This is a genomic window from Arachnia propionica (assembly GCF_003859805.1).
GTDB classification, from domain to species: Bacteria; Actinomycetota; Actinomycetes; order Propionibacteriales; family Propionibacteriaceae; genus Arachnia; species Arachnia propionica_C.
Map to the genome: position 1 here is coordinate 254693 of NZ_RQZG01000001.1, position 18802 is coordinate 273494.

An 18802-nucleotide genomic window follows, 5' to 3' on the forward strand; every position below is an offset into this window, starting at 1 on the left:
CGGGAGCGGCCGTCGGGTGACCACACGACTCAGAAGTTGATCATGTGCCCGCCGATCCCGTGGGCGGCCTCCTTGATGGCCTCCGAGAGAGTGGGATGGGCGTGCACGGCGGCGGCGATCTCGTCGGTGGTCAGATCGAACTGCTGGGCCAGGATCAGCTCGGGCAGCAGTTCTGTCACGTCCGGGCCGATCATGTGGGCACCGAGGAGCTCGTTGTACCGCGCGTCGGCGACGATCTTGACGAAGCCGATCCCCTCCCCCAGCCCCCAGGCCTTGCCGTTGGCGGCGAACGGGAACTTCGAGACCTTCACCTCGTACCCCTTGTCCTTGGCCTGCTGCTCGGTGTAGCCGAAGGAGGCGATCTGGGGCTGGCAGTAGGTGGCGCGCGGGATCATGTCGTAGTTGACCGGATGGGTCTCCACTCCCGCGATGGTCTCGGCGGCCACCATGCCCTGGGCCTCCGCGACATGGGCGAGCATCATCTTGGCGGTGCAGTCACCGATGGCGTAGACACCGGGGACACTGGTGCGCATGTTCTCGTCCACGGCGATGGCGCCGCGTTCGGTCAGTGCCACACCCGTGCGCTCCAGCCCGTAGCCCTCGGTGCGCGGGGCGAAGCCGACGGCGGAGAGGAAACGCTCGGCCTCCAGCACCGTCGACTCACCACCCTTGGCCGGGCTGACGGTCACCTTCACCCCGTCTCCGGTGTCCTCGATCCCCTCGACCTTCGTGCCCACCAGCACGTCGATGCCCAGTTTCTTGTAGGCCTTGGTCAGCTCGGCCGAGATCTCGGCGTCCTCGTTCGGCACCATCCGGTCGGCGTACTCCACGATGGTCACCTGCGTGCCGTAGGAACGCAGCACGTAGGCGAACTCGGTGCCGATCGCACCCGAACCTCCGATGATGATCGACCTGGGAGCGGTTTCGGAGAGGATCTGCTCCTCATAGGTGACGACGTTCTTCGACACCTCGGTGCCCGGGAGCATCCGCGTGACGGAACCAGCGGCGATGATGATGTTGCGGCCCCGCACCTGCGTGGTCTTCCCGGAGTCGTCCGCGACATCGATGGTGTGGGAGTCCACGAAGGTGCCCCAGCCGTCGAACTCGGTGATCTTGTTCTTCTTCATCAAGAAGTGGATGCCCTTGGTCATCCGCTCGGAGACCTGACGACTGCGGCTGAAGGCCTTCCCGTAGTCAACCGTGATGTCCCCCGAGATGCCGAAGGTGTCGGCCTCTTGGGTGACGATGTGGGCCAGTTCGGCGTTGCGCAGGAGCGACTTCGTCGGGATGCAGCCCACGTTGAGGCAGACGCCGCCCCAGTAACGCTTCTCGATGATGGCGGTCTTCAGGCCCAGCTGAGCGGCGCGAATGGCGGCGACGTAGCCGCCCGGGCCGGCGCCGAGAACGATGACATCAAACTCTTGCGAACTCATGTCCCCCACTCTAGTGCTCCAGTGGTGGGCGGCACGTGTGTCACGCACTATCTCAAATATGAGATACTCACTGCATGACCGCTACCAGCCAGTCCCTTGGAACCATGATCCGTGAGGCCCGCGTCGAGCGTGGGTGGTCGCAGCAGCGTCTCGCCGACGAGCTCGGCACCGCGCAGTCTGCCGTCCACCGCATCGAGAACGGGCAGCAGAACCTCTCCTTGAACATGATCGACCGGCTGGCGGTCGCCCTCGACATGCCGCTGATCCAGGCCGCCACCAAGGGCACGGTCAACTTCGAGATCACCGGTCCGACGACACTGAGCGGTGAGATCGAGGTGCGCACCTCGAAGAACGCGGCGGTCGCGCTGCTCTGTGCCTCGCTGCTCAACCACGGCCGGACGGTGCTGCGGGGGATCGCCCGCATCGAGGAGGTGGACCGGATCTGTGACGTCCTGACCTCCATCGGGGTCAAGGTCAACTGGATCGGCGGTGGGGATGACCTCGAGCTGATCAGACCTGAGTGCCTGACCCCCGAGACCATCGACCAGAAGGCGGCGCGTCGGACCCGCTCCATCCTGATGCTGCTCGGTCCCCTCATGCACGAGTTCGACAACTTCGAGCTCCCCTACGCCGGTGGCTGCGACCTGGGTGCGCGCACCGTGCACCCCCACATGTCCGCCCTGGGGCGACTCGGTCTCGCCGTGGATGCCCATGACAACCGCTACCGGGCGTCGGTCAAACGCAGCGGTGCCGACGAACACCACATCACCCTGGTCGAACGGGGCGACACCGTCACGGAGAACGCCATCATGGCTGCCGCCTGCACCCCAGGTCTGACCGTCATCCGCAACGCCTCGGGCAACTACATGGTCCAGGACCTCTGTTTCTTCCTGCGGGAACTCGGCGTCGAGATCGAGGGCATCGGCACCACGACGCTCAGGATCACGGGGGTCGCCCACATCGACTCCGATGTCGAGTACTTCATCTCCGAGGACCCCATCGAGGCGATGAGCCTGCTCACCGCCGGCATCGTCACGCAGTCCGAGATCACGGTGCGACGCTGCCCCATCGAGTTCCTCGAGGTCGAGATGGCGGTGCTGGAGGAGATGGGACAGCGTTTCGAGATGAGCGCGGAGTACACCAGCCGCAACGGACTCACCCGTCTCGTCGACGTCACGGTCAAACCATCGAAACTGGTGGCCCCCCTCGACAAGATCCACCCGATGCCCTTCCCCGGACTCAACATCGACAACCTGCCGTTCTTCACCCTGATCTGTGCGATGGCGGAGGGCCAGTCGATCATCTACGACTGGGTCTACGACAACCGTGCGGTGCACCTGAAGAAACTGAACGAACTCGGGGCGAACGTCACCGTCATGGATGCCCACAAGCTCATGGTGATCGGGCCCACCAGGTGGCGTGGTCGTGACATCGAGTGCCCTCCGGCGCTGCGACCGTCGGTGTGTCTCTTCCTGGCGGCCCTGGCAGCGCGTGGGACCACCGTGCTGCGGGACGTCTACGTCATCAACCGCGGCTATGAGGACCTGCCCCAGCGGTTCAACCGACTCGGCGCCCAGGTCAACACGTTCTGGGGAGGGCCCGGGGAGTGAAAAGGTTGACCGGGGTGACCAACTGCTCCTGGGCCGCGACGAGCTGAAGTTCCTCCTCGCCCATGACGTCAGTCTGCTCGAGCACCGAGTAGACCGCGGAGGCAGTCGCACCGAGTGCCTCCGCGGTGTCCCCGCCGGTGAGCCAGTGCGCGAGGAAGAGTGCTGCGGTCAGGTCTCCCGTGCCGACGAACCGTCGGTGAAGCACCGGGGTCTCCACCACCCATGTCCCCTCCTCGTCGACGGCGAGCATGCGCAGCAGGCCGTCCGGGGCATCGTCGAGCACGACCGAGGTGACCAGCACGACGGCGGGACCTCGCCGACGCAGCTCCTCGGCCGCGGCGACCACGTCGTCGAGTCCGTGCAGTGATCCTCCGGTCAGCTGTTCCAGCTCGAAGAGGTTCGGGGTCATGATGTCTGCCGCAGGGACCACGTGCTCCCGGAAGAACTCGGGGATCTCGTCACGACAGTAGAGACCGGTGTCCCGGTCCCCCATGACGGGATCGGCCAGGAACACGGCCTCGGGGTTGCGCCGTCTCGTGCGGTTGACGGCATCCAGGACGACATCTCCCACCTCGGCCGAGCCCAGGTAGCCGCTGAGCACCGCATCGGTGGTGGTCAGTGCCCCGCGCTCATCGATTCCGGTGATGATCTCCGAGACATCGGTGGCTGGGACGAGTGGTCCACGCCAGGTCGGGTGGCCGGTGTGATTGGAGAACAACACCGTGTGGACGGGCAGCACGGTGACACCGAGACGCTGCAACGGAAAGACGGCTGCGCTGTTCCCGGCACAGCCGTGACTGACGAAGGACTGGATCGACAAGACGGTCTGCACGGGTTCAGTGTGTCACTTCCTGCCACAGCACCCCCTGCTGTTGGAATAATGGCCCCATGGCAGAGGGCTACCTGGAACCGGAGTTCGCACCGATGGCCCACCGGGGCGGGGCGTTGCTGACGGTCAACCTCGGGATCGAGAACACGCTCGCGGCGTTCCGAAACGCCGTCGAGTTGGGCTACACCTACCTCGAGACCGATGTCCACGCCACATCAGATCACGTTCCGCTGGCCTTCCACGACCCGAACCTGGCGCGGGTCACCGACATCGACATGCGCATCGGTGATCTGCCCCATGACGCGATCAAGGAGATCCGGGTCGGGGGTCGGGAGCCGATCCCGCGTGTCGAGGAACTCCTCGAGGAATTCCCCGAGGCACGGTTCAACTTCGACATCAAGGCCCCTCAGGCCATCGAACCGCTGGCACGGGTGATCGAGCGGTGCAATGCGGCCCACCGGGTCTGTGTGGCCTCGTTCTCACAGCGACGTGTCGACCGGTTCAGGAAGCGGCTGCCCTCGGTCACGACGGCGTTCGGTCCGGTGGGGGTGGTGCGCATGGTCCTCGGGACGCTCCCGCGTCGTCGCCCTGGAGGGCCAGCGGTCTTCCAGATCCCCGTCGAGCACCGGGTCGGTGGTGTCCGTGTGAGGGTGCTGACCCCGGGGCGGGTGCGAGCGATCCACCGGGCGGGATTCAAGGTGCACGTGTGGACGATCGATGTGCCCGGGCAGATGCACACACTGCTGGACTGGGGAGTCGACGGCATCGTCACCGATCGCCCTGATCTGCTGAAACAGGTGCTCCAGGCCCGGGGCATGTGGGCACGGAGCACGGGAACCTGATCGACCGGACAATCGTTGTGAATCATAGGAGGTGAAGCATGGCTGATCGCGCGCTCAGGGGTATGGGACTCGGGGCCAAGAGCTTCGAGGACGAACAGGGCATCGAGTTCGCCGAGCGCAGTCGGATTGGTTTCGACTGCCCGAAGGGACACCATTTCGAGGTCACCTTCGCAGTGGAGGCAGATCTGCCCTTCGAATGGGAGTGCAAGAAGTGTGGCCTGGTCGCCACCCGCTCGGACGGCACCACCGGTGAGGCGAAGGAGGCAAAACCTGCCCGTACCCACTGGGACATGCTGCGTGAACGACGGAGCATTCCCGAGCTGGAGGACATCCTGGCGGAGCAGTTGGACAAGCTGAGGGAGCAGGGCCGGGTCTGAGTCAGTGCCGTTCGTGGTGGATCTCATCCTTGACCCCACGCTCGCGCAGCACCTGGACCCAGTCGGCGACAGCCTCGGCCCTACCACACAGGTAGAACTCGGTGTGTTCCGCATCCAGCGGCATTCTCGCCAGCACATCGGACGGCCGCTCCTGTCCTCCGCAACGGATCAGTTCGGCCGGTAGCGGGCTGTCCACCCTGCGAACGAGGTCATGTTCCTCGCCACGGCAACCGTAGACCAGGGTGGCGTCCGCGAGTTCCTCGCCCATCTCGTCGAACATCGCCAGGAATGTCGCGAGCGAACCCTCGGTCGCCACGAAGACCCGTCGACCGCGCGTCTCCCTCAGCGTGAAGGTGCCGAGCGGCAGCTCGACGACGGTGCTGTCCCCCACCGAGACGGTGGCGACGAGCCGTGATCCGACCCCCTGGGTGCAGGTGCCGGACAGCAGGGTGAGGCGGTTGCCCCGCAGGGCGATGATCGTGTGGTCGTACCACTGCCCTGACCCGGTCCGGATCCGGGCGAACTGCCCGGCGACGAAGGATGGTGCCTCACCGCTCAGTTCCAGCACCAGCCGCCACACCTCGGGCGTGAGTCGTGTGATCTCGAGAAAACGGGCGTGGTACTTGTCCTCGGGCAGGAGGGAGGGTGCGGTACCCCGGGACGGCGGTGCTCCCCTTCTGACCATGCGGAGCAGATCCGGCCAACAGCGGGGACCGATGATCTGTCCCGCGGCGAGCACGCCTCCCATCATGGCCCCGACGAAACCTGCTGAGCCCGCGTCCTGCCCGGTCAGGAACAATCCTGCAATGGGGGTGACGGGGCCGAGCAGTGAGGAGCGGTGCCTGGGATCGGTGGTGACGATGGGGCCGCGCATCGCTCCTCGGCGATGGTGACCGGTCCCCGCCACGGACAGTGGGGTGGACAGCTCGAGGTACTCGGTGAGCTCGGTCAGACCGGGGACGGCCGTCTCGGCCAGCCGGAGCAGTCCTTGCCCGATGCGGAACTTCAAGGCCTCGTACCCGGGTTTCTGCATGCCGCTGTCCTGCCCCTCCCAACGGCGGAAGGCATCCGGCGGGGCGAAGGCGATGATCTCGGCGGTGTGGATGTGGGAGTCTCCCGACTTGAGGCTCGGGAAGGAGATCTGGCACCTGGAGGGGATGCCGGCGAAGAGCCGTCGGGTGTAGATCTCGCTGTCGGCCTCGTCCAGGTCGGAGTGCACCCAGATGTCCTGGCTGGTCACCCCGAGGGCCTGCGGTGAGGACCTCAACTTCAGCAGCAGGGAGACGGCGTCGTGACCGGGGCCGGTGTCACCGAACCGTTGCCGGAGCGCTGCCGTTGCACGGGCCGCGTCCCCGGTGCGTGGCAGGAGCTGTCCGTACGTGGTGGCGGCACCGGCCCCGGAGACCACGTAGGGTGCCCGGTACTCCACCAGCCGCGGCAACGGGCCTCGCATCTCGATGACCTCGACACCGACTGCACGTCCTTCCTCGAGCAGGATGCGGACCACCTCACATCCCACGCGCACCGCTCCCCCACCGGCCTCGATGACCTCCTCGATGCTGCGTGCGATCCGGGCGCTGCCACCCTCCGGGAACCAGGCGCCGTTGAGCAGGTGGTCGGCGAAGAGGGCGTGCAGGTGGAAGGTGCCACCCGCGGGTGGGAAGCCGTAGTCGCCCCACTGGGTGGCGAGCACGGACTTCAGCTGCGGGGAGCGGAAGTTGCGGTCCAGGTATTCCCGGGTCGTCATCGAGGCCAAGCGGTGATGTGAACGCCGCAGTACGCGGAGGAAGGGTCGTACGCGTTCAGGAACCAGGAAGTCGGCAAAACTCAGGCGTGCCCACCGGGCGACCCGGCGGACATCCTTGACGTAGCGCCGGATGGCTCCCGCCTCCTCGGGGAATCGGGCAACCAGGCGATCCCGGAACTCGGTGCGCTCGGAGGGGATCTGGATCTCGAAACTCGGGTACACGAGTCGTTGGTAGTCATCCGGCAGCTGGTTCCAGGTCAACACCCCACCCGAGATGACGTCCACGATGCCCCGCATCCGACTGCCCGGCGCCATCTCCCCCACGTGGTGGACACCGACATCCCAGCTCGCGCCGTCACGTCGGAAGGTCCGGGTCTGGCCACCCGGTTCGAGGTTGCGTTCGAGGACGAGGACACGCTTGCCGGCCATGCGGGTCAGGAGAGCAGCAGTCGTCAGGCCTCCGATCCCGGAGCCGATGACGATCGCGTCAAACACGTGCAACCCTCCAAGGTCGAATGTGTGGAGGTGATGGTAGGTCCACAGGAAATGGTTGTCAATTAAATTTGTTTGTCCCGTCGCCCTCGTCGATCTCAGGGATCAACGTCTCCGGTGCTGACTCCTCGACCACCTCACCCTGGATGATCGTGGGAGGTGCAGGACGGTTCCTGGCCACGGCCCGCCCGAAGAACCGCCCCACGAGGCCTCGGACCAGTGGACGGGTGAGCGGCAGCAGGAGCAGCAGTCCCAGCAGGTCGGAGAGGAAACCGGGCGCGATGAGCAGTGCCCCACCGAGCATCACCAGGACAGCGTCGGCGGCCTGCCCGGGAGGCAGGGAACCGGTGACCAACGACTGCGACATGGTCTGCCAGGTCCTGCGCCCCTCACGTTGCAGCAACCAGGCCCCGAGCAGCGTCGTGGCTCCGAGCAACAGCAACGTCCACCATCCCAGATGACTGGCCACCGCGATGAGGCAGGTGATCTCGGCGAACAGGAACAGGGCGCCAGGAACAACCAGCCAGAGGATGGCGTTCGAGGCACGCGGACCCCGGGGACGATCAGCCACGTCGACCACGCACCAGGGAGCTGAGTTGACGCAGGCGATGACGCAACCCCATGCGGGTGGTGCTCAGGATCGCCTCGATCACGACGTTGCGACCCATCTTCGAGTCCCCGAACTCACGTTCGACGAACTCGATGGGCACCTCGACGATCCGGAAACCGGCCCGGTGGGCGTGCCAGGTGAGATCCCGTTGGATGCCGTAGCCGCGTCGGTCGATGGGCAGATCGATGATGGCCCGCAGGGTCGAGGCACGAAACGCGTTGAACCCCCCGGTGATGTCACGGTACGGCATCCCCAGCAACAACCTGATGTAGAACGAGCCGCCCCGGGAGAGGAACAACCGGTGCCACGGCCAGTTCACCACTGAACCACCCGGGACGTAGCGGGACCCCTTGACCATGTCGGCCCGCTCCAGGGCCGACAGCAGCCGGGGCAGTTGCTCCGGCTGGTGCGAGCCGTCGGCGTCGTGTTCCACGAGCACGTCGTAGTCACGTTCCAGGCCCCACCGGAAACCGGCGAGATAGGCGGCCCCGAGCCCTTCCTTCCCCGCGCGGTGGAGGACGTGGACGTGGTCGTCCTGCTCGGCGAGGGCATCGGCCAACTCGCCCGTGCCGTCCGGGGACTGGTCATCGACCACGAGGACGTGGGCTGCCGGGACACTCCTGCGCAACCGGGCGATGATGGCCTCGATGTTCTGGGCCTCGTTGAAGGTGGGGATGATGACGAGTACCCGCATCAGAGGTGCCACCTCGGTCATCGGGGCTCCTTCCTGGTCGACGGTGCCTCAAGGGTACTGGAGTTGCCGATGGCGTGGAGGGCGGCACCGACTGCCAGCACCGCACACAGCCCCTGGATCACGACCCCGAGGAAGACCGCCGGGGTCGTCCCCTCACGCAGCGGAAGACTCAGGATCCGGTGCGCCGCGGTGCCCTCCACGGTCGGCTCGTGGACCCGGCCCCGGACGTCGATGAGACCGGAGTACCCGTTCAGGGTGGAGGCGACGAATTCACGGCCGAGTTCGGCGGCACGGACCCGGTTGATGGTCATCTGCTGCAGGGGTTCCGAGGTGCCCGTGAAGTTGTGCGTCGTGCTCTGTGCCACCAGCACCTGGGCACCGTGCCACGAGAGTTCCGCCACGGTCTTGTCGTAGGCCAGCTCGTAACAGATCACGGTGCCGACCCGAAGCGCGGGACGGTGGGCCGTGGAGACCTCCAGCACACCCGTGGTCGCACCGGGGACCGACTGTGCACCGACACGGGCGACGTCGGGGAACACCGGCTCCAGGAGGTCCCGGTACGGCACCCATTCCCCGAAGGGAGCGAGGTTGCGCTTGGCATAGCGGTCGGTGATGCCCTCCTCAGGTGTCCACCAGAGACTCACGGTCTGACGGGTCCCCTCCTGCGGTCCTGCCATGACGGCACCGATGAACAGGGGTACCTCGGCCAGACGGGCACTCCACTCGACCTGTCGCCTCGTCGGGCCGTGGAGGAGGGGGTCGCGGTCCGTGGAGTTCTCCGCCCACAGGATGAAGTCGAGTCCCACTCCCCTGCTCCTGGCCTCGGCCAGCAGGAAGACGGTCTCACTGAGATGGTTCGGTGTGGCCCCGGTGGCCGCGATGTAGCCGGTGTCGAGATCGAGGGCGACATTGCCCTGGACCATTCCGACCACCACGTGGTCCTCGGGTTGCTCGACGGGCCGCAGCGTCATCAGGCCGCCGACGGCGAAGACCCCCGCGATCGTGAGTGCTGGTGCGAGACGGGATCGTGTGGTGACCATGCGCAGCAGCAGGCACCCGACGAAGGCCACCAGCCAGGTCACCCCGGGCGTGGCCACCAGCGGCAGCCAGCCGGCCATCGGCTGGTCGATGGTGGTGTGTCCCAGCCGCAGCCACGGGAATCCTCGGAAGGGAAACGTGCCCGCCCCGAACTCGACGCACACCCATGCGGTCGGGACGAGGAGGATCGCTCCTTTGAGGCGGAGCAGCACCGTGGTGAGACCGGCCGCGAGCCCCACCCAGCAGGCCATCACCGCGATGAGGGCATGGATCGCCGGTCCCGACTGGACGCTGACCCACCAGATGCACAGGTAGTTGAGCACCAGTCCGGCGGCGAGGCCGAGACCGAAGCTCGCCCTCACGGGACGACCCGCCACCACACCGGTCAGCAGGGCGATGCCGATGATGGGCAGTGGCCAGAGATTCCACGGCTGGAATCCGAGGGCCAGCAGTCCTCCTGCGACCAGGGCCAGGATGAGCCGCAGCATTCAACGTCTCGCTTCGAGCAGGTAGATGGCGGAGCTGGCCCGCCAGTTGGCGCCCAGGGCTCGGGCGCGCAGTGGGTGCCCGTTCTCGTCGAGGGGGATCCACCGGGAGATGTCGAGCCGGAGGGTGTCGAACAGCGGTGCGAGGTCCTGCAACGAGGTGTAGTGGAGGTTCGGGGTGTCGTACCACTGGTAGGGCAGATGTCTCGTCACCGGCATCCGGCCACGCAACAGGCGCAGCCGGTTCCGCCAGTGGACGAAGTTCGGCATCGAGACCACGCACCGACGGGCGATGCGGGAGATGTCACGCAGCACCTGTGCGGGACGCTGCAGGTTCTGCAGGGTCCCGGAGAGCACCACCACGTCGTATGAGTCGTCGGCGAACTGGTAGAGCTGGGTGTTGATGTCGAGGTCGATGACATCGACCCCTCGTCGCAGCGCGGCCAGGAACCGTCCCTCCTCGATCTCGACGCCGGTGCCGGTACCGCCGCGTGCTGCCAGCAGCCGCAACAGCTCACCGTCACCACACCCGAGGTCGAGGACCCGCGAACCGGCGGGAATCAGGTCGGCGATGAGCCGTAGGTCGGTCCTCACGAGGTTCCCTCCTCGAACGCCCGGTCCAGGAAGGCCCGGATGGTCGCGTGGTAGGCCGGGATCTCCAGCAGGAAGGAGTCATGGCCCCATGGCGAGTGGATCTCCCGGAACGACGTCGGCAGCCCGGCCTGCTCCAGGTGGGCAACGATGCGTCGTGACTGGCTGGTGCTGAATCGCCAGTCGCTGTCGAAACTCATGACGAGGAATTTCACCGGATCGGCCCGCAGGGCCTCGAGGGCATCCGTGGCGGCGAAGGGGTCGAAGTAGTCCATCACACGCGTCAGGTACAGGTAGCTCAGGGCGTCGAAGCGGGTGAGGAATGCCTCTCCCTGGTGTTCCAGGTAGCTCTCGACCGCGAAGTCGACACCGAAGCCGGGGTCGAGCCGTCCTGCCTGCGCGGCACGCCCGAACTTCTCGCTGAAGGCCTCCTCGGACAGATAGGTGATGTGGGCCATCATCCGGGCCACCGACAGGCCTCGGTGGGGGGACGTCCCGAGGCTGGCGAAGCGCCCTTCCCTGAACTCGGGATCGCGCATGATCGCCTGCCTGCCGACGGCGGAGAAGGCGATGTTCTCCGCCGTGAGTCGGGAGGACGCGGCGATGATGACGGCGTTGTCGACCTCCTGAGGGTGCGACAACGTCCACTGCAGGACCTGCATCCCGCCGAGTGAGCCCCCGAGCAGCACCGCCCACTTCTCGATTCCGAGGTGCCGACCGAGCCCACGGTGCACCGACACGAAGTCGGACATCGTGAGCAGGGGGAAGTCCAGGCCGTAGGCGCTCCCCGTCCCCGGGTCCACCGACGAGGGTCCCGTGGTGCCGCGGCAACCCCCCAGGATGTTGGCGCACACCACGAACCAGCGGTCGGTGTCAACCGGTTTGCCGGGGCCGATGAGATTGTCCCACCAGCCCGGGCGACGATCCCCCTCACGCGGTCCTGCCGCATGGGCGTCACCGGTCAGGGCATGGCAGACGAACACCGCGTTGGAGCGGGTGGTGTTCAAGGTGCCGTAGGTCTCGTAGGAGACGTCGACCTCGGCAAGGCGGGCACCGCTGGCGAGCACCAGCGGATCGTCAGGGGTGTGGAGGCGGATGGTCTCCGCCACCGTGTTGAGCGGGTCGGACACGTTCAGAGCTGGTCCAGCGCCCGGTCGAGGTCGGCGATGAGGTCGTCGACGTGCTCGATGCCCACGGACAGTCGAACCATCTCGGCCGGGACCCCGGCCGCTCTCAACTCCTCCTCGTCGAGCTGGGAGTGGGTGGTCGAGGCGCTGTGGATGACCAAGGACTTCGCATCACCGATGTTGGCCAGGTGGCTGAACAGCTCCAGGGATTCCACGAATCGGGCCCCGGCCTCGCGACCGGCCGCCAACCCGAAGGAGACCAGGCCCCCGAAGCCACCACGCAGCACGCGCTTGGCGATCTCGTGCGAGGCACTGGAGGGCAGCCCCGGATGGTTCACCCAGGCCACCTCCTCGCGGCCTTCGAGATGTCGGGCGATGGCCAGCGCGTTCGCGCAGTGCCGTTCCATCCGCAGGTGCAGCGTCTCCAGGCCCTGCAACATCAGCCATGCGTTGAACGGCGCGATGGCGGCACCGGTGTTGCGGAGCATGACGGTGCGGGCCCGGGTGATGAACGCCGCCTGTCCGGCGGCCTCGCTCCAGACCACGCCGTGGTAGGCCTCGTCGGGACCGGTGAGTCCGGGGAAACGTGCTGCGTTGGCGCTCCAGTCGAAGGCACCGGAGTCCACGATCACCCCGCCCAGCGAGGTGCCGTGACCACCGATGTACTTGGTGGCGGAGTGGACGACGATGTCGGCCCCGAGCTCGAAGGCGCGGGTGAGCATCGGGGTGGCGACGGTGTTGTCGAGGACCAGGGGAAGGCCGTGGGCATGGGCGGCCGCGGCCCAGGCCTCGACGTCGATGACGTTGAGGGCCGGATTGCCGATGGTCTCCCCGAAGACCAGCCGGGTGCGGTCATCGACGAGGCCCGTCAGGTCGCCGGGGCGTGCCGGGTCGACGAAGCGAACCTCGATGTCGAACTGGGCCAGGGTGTGGGCGAACAGCGCGAAGGTGCCCCCGTAGAGGGTGGACAGGGCCACGATGTTGTCCCCGGAACGGGCCAGGGTCAGCACCGTGTAGGTGATGGCGGCCGCCCCGGAGGCGGTGGCGAGTGCTCCCACTCCTCCCTCGAGTGCGGTCATGCGCTCCTCGAACACGTTCTGGGTCGGGTTCATGATCCGGGTGTAGATGTTGCCCGGGCGGCGCAGGGCGAACAGGTCAGCCGCATGCTCCGCGTCGTCGAAGACGTAACTGGCCGTCTGGTGGATGGGAACCGCACGGGCGTTGCTGCCGGGATCCGCCGACTCCTGTCCGGCATGGACGGTGAGGGTCTCGAGGTGGCGTTTCATCCGTCACTCCTCAGATCATTGGGCTGCGTGTCGGGCTCCAGTGTCGCATCTGAGCGGCAGGTGGCGCGCGCGAGGACGTTCGAGGCGACGGAACTGACCATCACCAGCGCCACGACGGTGACGGCGGTCTTGACCCACAGCATGAGGTCGAAGCCGCTCTCGACGGTCCAACCGAGGGCCACCGCCACGACGATCATCGGAGCGCCGAAGGCCGTGGCGGGGCCCAGGACGTTGATGCGGGACAGGGCGTCCTTGACACGGAACACGGCCACGCCGACGGCGAGGAAGAACAGCGCCCCGGTGATGGCCAGCACCCCGGCCAGGATCTCGAGCACGATCATCGCTGCCCCCTCGTGATGATGCGGGCCAGGGCAATGGTGGCGAGGATCCCGAGGACGGCGGCGAGCAACGCCAGGTCGACGCTGACGCTCGAGGCCTGTGTCATGCCGAACAGGGCGAGGAGCCCGAGGCAGGAGAAGAAGACCAGATCCCCCACGACGGCGCGGGTGGCGGAGTCACGGGCGGTGATCAGCCGGACCATGCCGACCAGGATGGTGATCGACAGCACCCCGCCGGCGATCCAGAACGCAGTGATCATGACCGCTCCTCCACGACTCCGTCTCGGCGCAGGGCACGCAGCAGGTACCACTCCAGCTCGGCCAGGCCCTCCTCGACCGAGGAGCGTTCGTTGTCGAACAGGCTGTGGACGAACACCGAGACCTCCTCCCCGCCCGGAGTTCCGCACACCCCGAGCACCAGGGTGCCGGGTGTGATGGTGATGGCCGAGGTGAACAGGGCCAGTTCGAGTTCCGACGCGGCGCGGGAACGGTACTCCACGATGGCGGGGCTGCGCCGACCGGTGACCGCCAGGACGACCACGCGCAGGGACCCGGCGGCGATCTGGAGGCTCAGGTACCACAACCAGCGCAGGAAACGCAGCACGATCATCCCATCACCGCCTTCACGTACTGGGCGGTGTCGATGAGATTGGCAGCAGCGGTCTCGAGGATCGGCCACACCCACCCGATCCCGAGGAACAGGCCCAGTGAGACGCCGACGAGCAGGATCGCCGGGGCCTGGAAGCGCTTTTCGACCCTCGCATCGTCCGCGATGGGGGTGGGGGTACCACGTGAGGTGGTGGGGTCGTCGGGCAGGTAGTCCTTCATCGGGGCCCCCCAGAACGCCTCACGCCACACCCGCTGCAGGGCCATGGCGGAGACCACCGAGGCCAGGACGATGGCCCCGAGCAGCCACCAACGGGTCGGTTCGTTTGACGATGCGGAACTCAGCACGAGACCGACCTTTCCCCACAGCCCGGAGGTCGGTGGCAGGCCGACGAGGGAGACGAAACCGACGGCCACCGTCGCCGCGAGCCACGGATCGCGTTTCATCAGGCCACTCAACCTGTCGAAACGCCCTGAGCCGTAGGTGTGCTCGATCGCACCGGCGGCGAGCACCAGGGCACCCATCGTGATCATGTGGTGGACCATGTAGAACAGACCGGCGGCGAGCGCACCCTCGGTGAGCACCACCACACCGATGAGGATCTGGCCCACCCCGGCAACCATCTGGAAGGCCAGGGCCCCGCGGATGCGTTTCTCGCCGAAGGTGGACAGGGATCCGATCACGATGGTGGCGACCACGAGGACCGCCAGCACCGGCAACCACGGGGCGGGGCCGTCGAAGATGGTGAGGTAGATCCGGTAGACCGCGTACAACGACACCTTCGTGTGGACCCCTGCGAACAGGGACATGATCCCGGCGGAGGTCGCCGGATAGGCGCGGGGCAACCAGCCGTGCACCGGTACCACTCCGGCCTTGACCAGCAGGGCGAACATGATGACCCCGGTGGCCAGCGAGATCTGTGGGTCGCCGCCACGGTTGGCCAGGGCGGCCAGGTTCACCGTTCCGGCGGCGCCGTAGAGCAGCCCGACCCCGAGCAGCAGGATGGTCGAGGTGATGATGTTGACGATGATGAACATGCGTCCGATGCCGAGCCGTCGCCAGTATCCCGTGACCGCCACCAGCGCATAGGACGGCAGCAGCATGACCTCGACCCACACGAAGAGGTTGAACAGGTCCCCGGTGAGGATGGCACCGTTGACCCCGGCGCTGAGCATGAGGATCAGGGGGACGACGAAACGGTAGCGGTCCTCCCCGGTCAGCATGAGGAACACCGATGAGACGAGGCTCATGAACGAGGTGGCCACGAGCATGACGGCGCTCAGGGTGTCCGAGACGAACACGATGCCGACGCCGGGAAGGTAGGAACCGACGGAGTGGGACACGACCGGGGTGCCCCGGTGGGCCAGCAGCAGGGCCAGCCCACCAGCCAGGATCCCGAGGGAACAGACCAGCAGCAGCAGTCGCTGCGTCAGGGCATGTCGGAGCAGGACCGTGGCACCCGCCAGGAGGAGCGGGATCGCTGCGAAGAGAGGGAGAACTGCGCTCATGCCTGCCTGCTCTCCCCCGTCTCCGGGTGCCGTGTCAGCATGTCGTCACGTCCGATCACCGCCATCGCGAGCATGAGGATGGTCACCGCGAGGGTGATGACGATGGCGGTCAGGACGAAGGCCTGGGGAAGGGGGTCCGCGAAGGAGGCGATGTCGGTGCCGTCGGTGATGGGCTCAGCGCGCCAGCCGGGAACTCCGGTGACGAGCAGCGTGAAGTTCGCGGCATGGCTGAGCAGGCTGAGCCCGAACACGGCACGCACCATGGAGCGCTGCAGCAGCAGGTACACCCCGCCGGTGACCAGCACGAAGATCGTCGCGATGAGGATCACGGGTGCATCTCCTCCCCCCGCACGGTCTCGAGCGGTCCCGGCAGCTCTCCCTCCAACGACTCGTCCACGCGTTCCCTCGTGCCCTCTCCACCAGCGGTGGTGCCCCGCGTGGTTCCCAACAGGTTGACCGAGATCATGATGAGCCCGACGACGGCGAGGTAGACCCCGGCGTCGAAGATCATCGAGGTGGTCAGGTGGATCCCGAGCACCGTGCCGTGGATGGGCTCCAGGAAGGAACCGGCCACGCCGAGGCCCAGCAGACCGGTGCTGACCGCGACGAGGATGCCGCCACCGATGAGGACCAGCGGGAGTCGTGGCGGACCGATCTGACGATCCTTGGTGGTCGACAGGTAGATCAGCCCGATCACCGAGGAGGCCACGAGGGCGGCGTTGAAACCACCGCCTGGGCTGTTGTGTCCCCGCCAGAACAGCGCGATGGAGATCAGGATCAGCACGGGAACGATCACCTTGAGCATCACCCTCAGCCCGATGGCGTTCGGATGGGGGTCGAGGATGGCACGACTGGCCCTGGAGTTCGGGTCCTGGTTGATCCACAGCCGGGAGACCGGCAGGGCGTCGCGGTCATCGATCGGTGGGTCCAGGTAGCGGTCCCGAACCGTCGACAGGATGGCGAGCATCGCCACCCCCGCCATGCCGAGCACACTCAGTTCCCCGAGGGTGTCGAAGCCACGGAACTCGACGAGGATCACGTTGACGACGTTCTGGCCCGCGGAGAGCGCCTCGGTGTTGCCGAGGAAGTAGTCGGCGAGGCGGGACCGCTCCCGCCGGGCGACCAGGGCCCACACCAGGGCTGACACCCCGGCTCCGACCAGGACGGAGGCGCCGAGGGTGATCAGGCTGCGGTCGGTGCGACGGGGCGGGAACCGGGCCGGCAGTTTCTGGAGCACCAGCATGATGACGATGATGGTGAGGCTCTCCACGAGCAGCTGGGTCATCGCGACGTCCGGGGCACCGAGTGCCAGGATCTGCACGGTGGCGAGGATGCCCACCGCCGAGAGGGAGACCACGGCTCCCAGCCGGACCCGGGAGATGCACACCCCGAGGGTGGCGACCGTGATGAGGAGGAACAGCACGAGGTCGATGGGACGGCTGAGGCCGCCGAGCTGTGGCGGCAGTCCCTGTCGGTTCGCTGCCCATGTCCCCACCAGTCCCAGCACCCCGAGGCCACCGAGGATCGGGATGACGTGTCGGGTGACGGTGTCGGTGGCCACCAGCCGGTCGACCGCGGTGCCGAGACGATGTGTCGCGGTCTCCAGGTGCCGGATCACCGTCGGACCGTCGGGCAGATGACGGTGCCGGGCGATCCACGACGCGATGCGTTGTCGTTGCCATGTCGTGAGAGCCCCGAGGACGATGACGACGACGGTGGCGATCAGCTCCGCACCGATCCCGTGCCAGACCAGTACTCCCGGCAGGAACACGGCGATCACGGACACCGCGATGGGGGTGGCCGCGGAGGCGACCAGCACCGGGTCATGGCTGTTCGTCTCGCGATCCGGATCCGGGCCGTCGACGAAGATACCGAGCAGGGCCCGTGCACAGTAGAGGAAGGTGAGCACGGAGCCCAGGGTGGCGACGACGAGCAGGACGAGCCCGGGGGTGACGTGGGCCTCGTGCAGCGCTGCCAGCACCGCTTCCTTCGAGGCGAATCCGAGCATGGGGGGCAGCCCCGCCATGGAGGCGGTGCCGAGCAGCATGAAGGCGAAGGTCACGGGGAGGCGTCGGTACAGCGCGGGCGGGAAGCGCCGCAGGTCTCGCGTACCGGTGGCGTGGTCGACGACCCCGACCAGCATGAACAGTCCGGACTTGAACAGGGCGTGGGCGATGGTGTGGAAGGTGGCAGCGCTGAGGGCGTGCTCGGTGCCCACTCCGATGGTGGCGGTGATCAACCCCAGCTGGGAGACCGTGGAGTAGGCCATCAGCTTCTTCACGTCGGTCTGCTGCAGTGCGCACCAGCCTCCGATGATCATCGTGGCCAACCCCACCGGGGTGAGGAACCAGTTCCAGATCGGCACCTCGTGGAAGGCGGGGCTGAACCGGAGCATCAGGAAGATGCCGGCCTTGACCACCGCTGCGGCGTGGAGGTAGGCGCTGACCGGGGTGACGGCGGCCATCGCATCGGGCAGCCACACGTGGAACGGGAACTGGGCGGCCTTCGTGCAGGCGGCGACGGCGACCAGGAACGCGACCAGCGTCGCGAAACCGGGATCCTCGGCCCACACCGTCGAGGTGAGCACCCCGCTCACCTGGGTGGTACCGAGCCGCGCCCAGGTCAGGCAGATCGCGACCAGCAGCACCACTCCCCCGGTGAAGGTGATGAGCAGGGTCCGCATCGAGGGTCCCTCGGCCCCGTGGCCCGAACGGGCGATCAGCAGGAAGGAGGCCAGCGAGGTGATCTCCCAGCAGATGAACAGCACCACGAGGTCATCGGCTGCCACGAGCCCCACCATCGCGATGGTGAAGGCCACCATCACCAGGTAGAAACTCCGATGTCTCCCCCGGTGCAGGTACCGGGTGGCGAAGACCAGCACCACGGCGCCGATGAGCAGTGCGAGCATGCTGAACACCGCCGCCGTGGCGTCGTAGGTGAAGGCGAGTCGGATGCCGAGCCGGGGCACCCAGTCGTGGACCCACGAGGTGGCCCGGCCCGCCAGGGCCCGTTGCGCATCGGGGGCGAGGATGGCGGCGCAGGCGATGTAGACGGCCGCCAGGAACCAGCCCGTGTGCCGGTCCATCACCCTGGTGAGACTCGGGGTCACGAGCAGGGCGGCTCCGAGGAGGCACAGGGAGATCAAGACAGTCATTTGGACACCGATCCTACCGTGATCGAATCCGGGG

The 18802-nt window shown here is 67.0% G+C and carries 18 protein-coding genes; 3 read left to right on the forward strand and 15 right to left on the reverse strand.

Going from position 1 to position 18802, the window contains the following annotated elements; genetic code table 11:
* Positions 1 to 29 precede the first annotated feature (29 nt).
* Entirely contained in the window at positions 30 to 1433 is a 1404-nt protein-coding gene (lpdA, locus tag EII34_RS01275) for a dihydrolipoyl dehydrogenase (RefSeq protein WP_124841964.1), read from the reverse strand.
* 74 nt (positions 1434 to 1507) lie between these two features.
* On the opposite strand from lpdA, the gene EII34_RS01280 reads away from it, so the two are divergent.
* On the forward strand, positions 1508 to 3043 hold the full coding sequence (locus EII34_RS01280; RefSeq protein ID WP_124841968.1) for a helix-turn-helix domain-containing protein: 1536 nt from the start codon (positions 1508 to 1510) through the stop codon (positions 3041 to 3043).
* On the opposite strand, the gene pdxY is transcribed toward EII34_RS01280, so the two are convergent.
* Positions 3012 to 3875 (reverse strand): pyridoxal kinase PdxY, encoded by an 864-nt coding sequence (gene pdxY / locus EII34_RS01285; protein ID WP_124841971.1) that lies wholly within the window; start codon positions 3873 to 3875, stop codon positions 3012 to 3014. The two genes, EII34_RS01280 and pdxY, sit on opposite strands and share 32 nt — an antisense overlap.
* 56 nt (positions 3876 to 3931) lie before the next feature.
* Between pdxY and EII34_RS01290 the strand changes: the two genes are divergently transcribed.
* Entirely contained in the window at positions 3932 to 4714 is a 783-nt protein-coding gene (locus EII34_RS01290) for a glycerophosphodiester phosphodiesterase (RefSeq protein ID WP_124841974.1), read from the forward strand.
* A gap of 38 nt (positions 4715 to 4752) precedes the next feature.
* Positions 4753 to 5091 carry an RNA polymerase-binding protein RbpA gene (locus tag EII34_RS01295; RefSeq protein WP_124841977.1) on the forward strand — a complete coding sequence of 113 codons (339 nt, stop codon included), beginning with the start codon at positions 4753 to 4755 and terminating at the stop codon, positions 5089 to 5091.
* Position 5092: 1 nt separating this feature from the next.
* On the opposite strand, the gene EII34_RS01300 is transcribed toward EII34_RS01295, so the two are convergent.
* The 13 genes from EII34_RS01300 to EII34_RS01360 are packed head-to-tail and all read right to left on the reverse strand — an operon-like array spanning position 5093 to position 18768.
* On the reverse strand, positions 5093 to 7333 hold the full coding sequence (locus EII34_RS01300) for an FAD-dependent oxidoreductase (protein WP_185711111.1): 2241 nt from the start codon (positions 7331 to 7333) through the stop codon (positions 5093 to 5095).
* Positions 7334 to 7391: 58 nt separating this feature from the next.
* Positions 7392 to 7901, reverse strand: a complete 510-nt coding sequence (locus EII34_RS01305; RefSeq protein WP_185711112.1) for an FxsA family protein — start codon at positions 7899 to 7901, stop codon at positions 7392 to 7394.
* Positions 7894 to 8655 (reverse strand): polyprenol monophosphomannose synthase, encoded by a 762-nt coding sequence (locus EII34_RS01310; RefSeq protein ID WP_124841985.1) that lies wholly within the window; start codon positions 8653 to 8655, stop codon positions 7894 to 7896. Before EII34_RS01310 ends, EII34_RS01305 begins: the two co-directional genes overlap by 8 nt.
* Positions 8652 to 10160, reverse strand: coding sequence for an apolipoprotein N-acyltransferase (gene lnt / locus EII34_RS01315; RefSeq protein WP_124841987.1), 1509 nt, complete (start codon positions 10158 to 10160; stop codon positions 8652 to 8654). Before lnt ends, EII34_RS01310 begins: the two co-directional genes overlap by 4 nt.
* A complete protein-coding gene (metW, locus tag EII34_RS01320; RefSeq protein WP_124841989.1) occupies positions 10161 to 10751 on the reverse strand; it encodes a methionine biosynthesis protein MetW in 591 nt (196 codons plus the stop codon).
* Positions 10748 to 11878, reverse strand: coding sequence for a homoserine O-acetyltransferase MetX (metX, locus tag EII34_RS01325; RefSeq protein ID WP_260425005.1), 1131 nt, complete (start codon positions 11876 to 11878; stop codon positions 10748 to 10750). The genes metW and metX overlap by 4 nt, the downstream gene beginning before the upstream one ends.
* A gap of 2 nt (positions 11879 to 11880) precedes the next feature.
* Positions 11881 to 13161, reverse strand: a complete 1281-nt coding sequence (locus EII34_RS01330; protein ID WP_124841994.1) for an O-acetylhomoserine aminocarboxypropyltransferase/cysteine synthase family protein — start codon at positions 13159 to 13161, stop codon at positions 11881 to 11883.
* Positions 13158 to 13502, reverse strand: a complete 345-nt coding sequence (locus EII34_RS01335; RefSeq protein WP_260425006.1) for a cation:proton antiporter — start codon at positions 13500 to 13502, stop codon at positions 13158 to 13160. The genes EII34_RS01330 and EII34_RS01335 overlap by 4 nt, the downstream gene beginning before the upstream one ends.
* Positions 13499 to 13759 carry a monovalent cation/H+ antiporter complex subunit F gene (locus tag EII34_RS01340; protein WP_124841997.1) on the reverse strand — a complete coding sequence of 87 codons (261 nt, stop codon included), beginning with the start codon at positions 13757 to 13759 and terminating at the stop codon, positions 13499 to 13501. The genes EII34_RS01335 and EII34_RS01340 overlap by 4 nt, the downstream gene beginning before the upstream one ends.
* Positions 13756 to 14109: a Na+/H+ antiporter subunit E gene (locus EII34_RS01345; protein ID WP_124841999.1), complete on the reverse strand. Its 354-nt coding sequence runs from the start codon at positions 14107 to 14109 to the stop codon at positions 13756 to 13758. Before EII34_RS01345 ends, EII34_RS01340 begins: the two co-directional genes overlap by 4 nt.
* Positions 14106 to 15614: a monovalent cation/H+ antiporter subunit D family protein gene (locus EII34_RS01350; protein ID WP_124842002.1), complete on the reverse strand. Its 1509-nt coding sequence runs from the start codon at positions 15612 to 15614 to the stop codon at positions 14106 to 14108. The genes EII34_RS01345 and EII34_RS01350 overlap by 4 nt, the downstream gene beginning before the upstream one ends.
* Positions 15611 to 15943, reverse strand: a complete 333-nt coding sequence (locus EII34_RS01355; RefSeq protein WP_124842006.1) for a sodium:proton antiporter — start codon at positions 15941 to 15943, stop codon at positions 15611 to 15613. The genes EII34_RS01350 and EII34_RS01355 overlap by 4 nt, the downstream gene beginning before the upstream one ends.
* Positions 15940 to 18768 (reverse strand): DUF4040 family protein, encoded by a 2829-nt coding sequence (locus EII34_RS01360; protein WP_124842009.1) that lies wholly within the window; start codon positions 18766 to 18768, stop codon positions 15940 to 15942. Before EII34_RS01360 ends, EII34_RS01355 begins: the two co-directional genes overlap by 4 nt.
* Positions 18769 to 18802 lie beyond the last annotated feature (34 nt).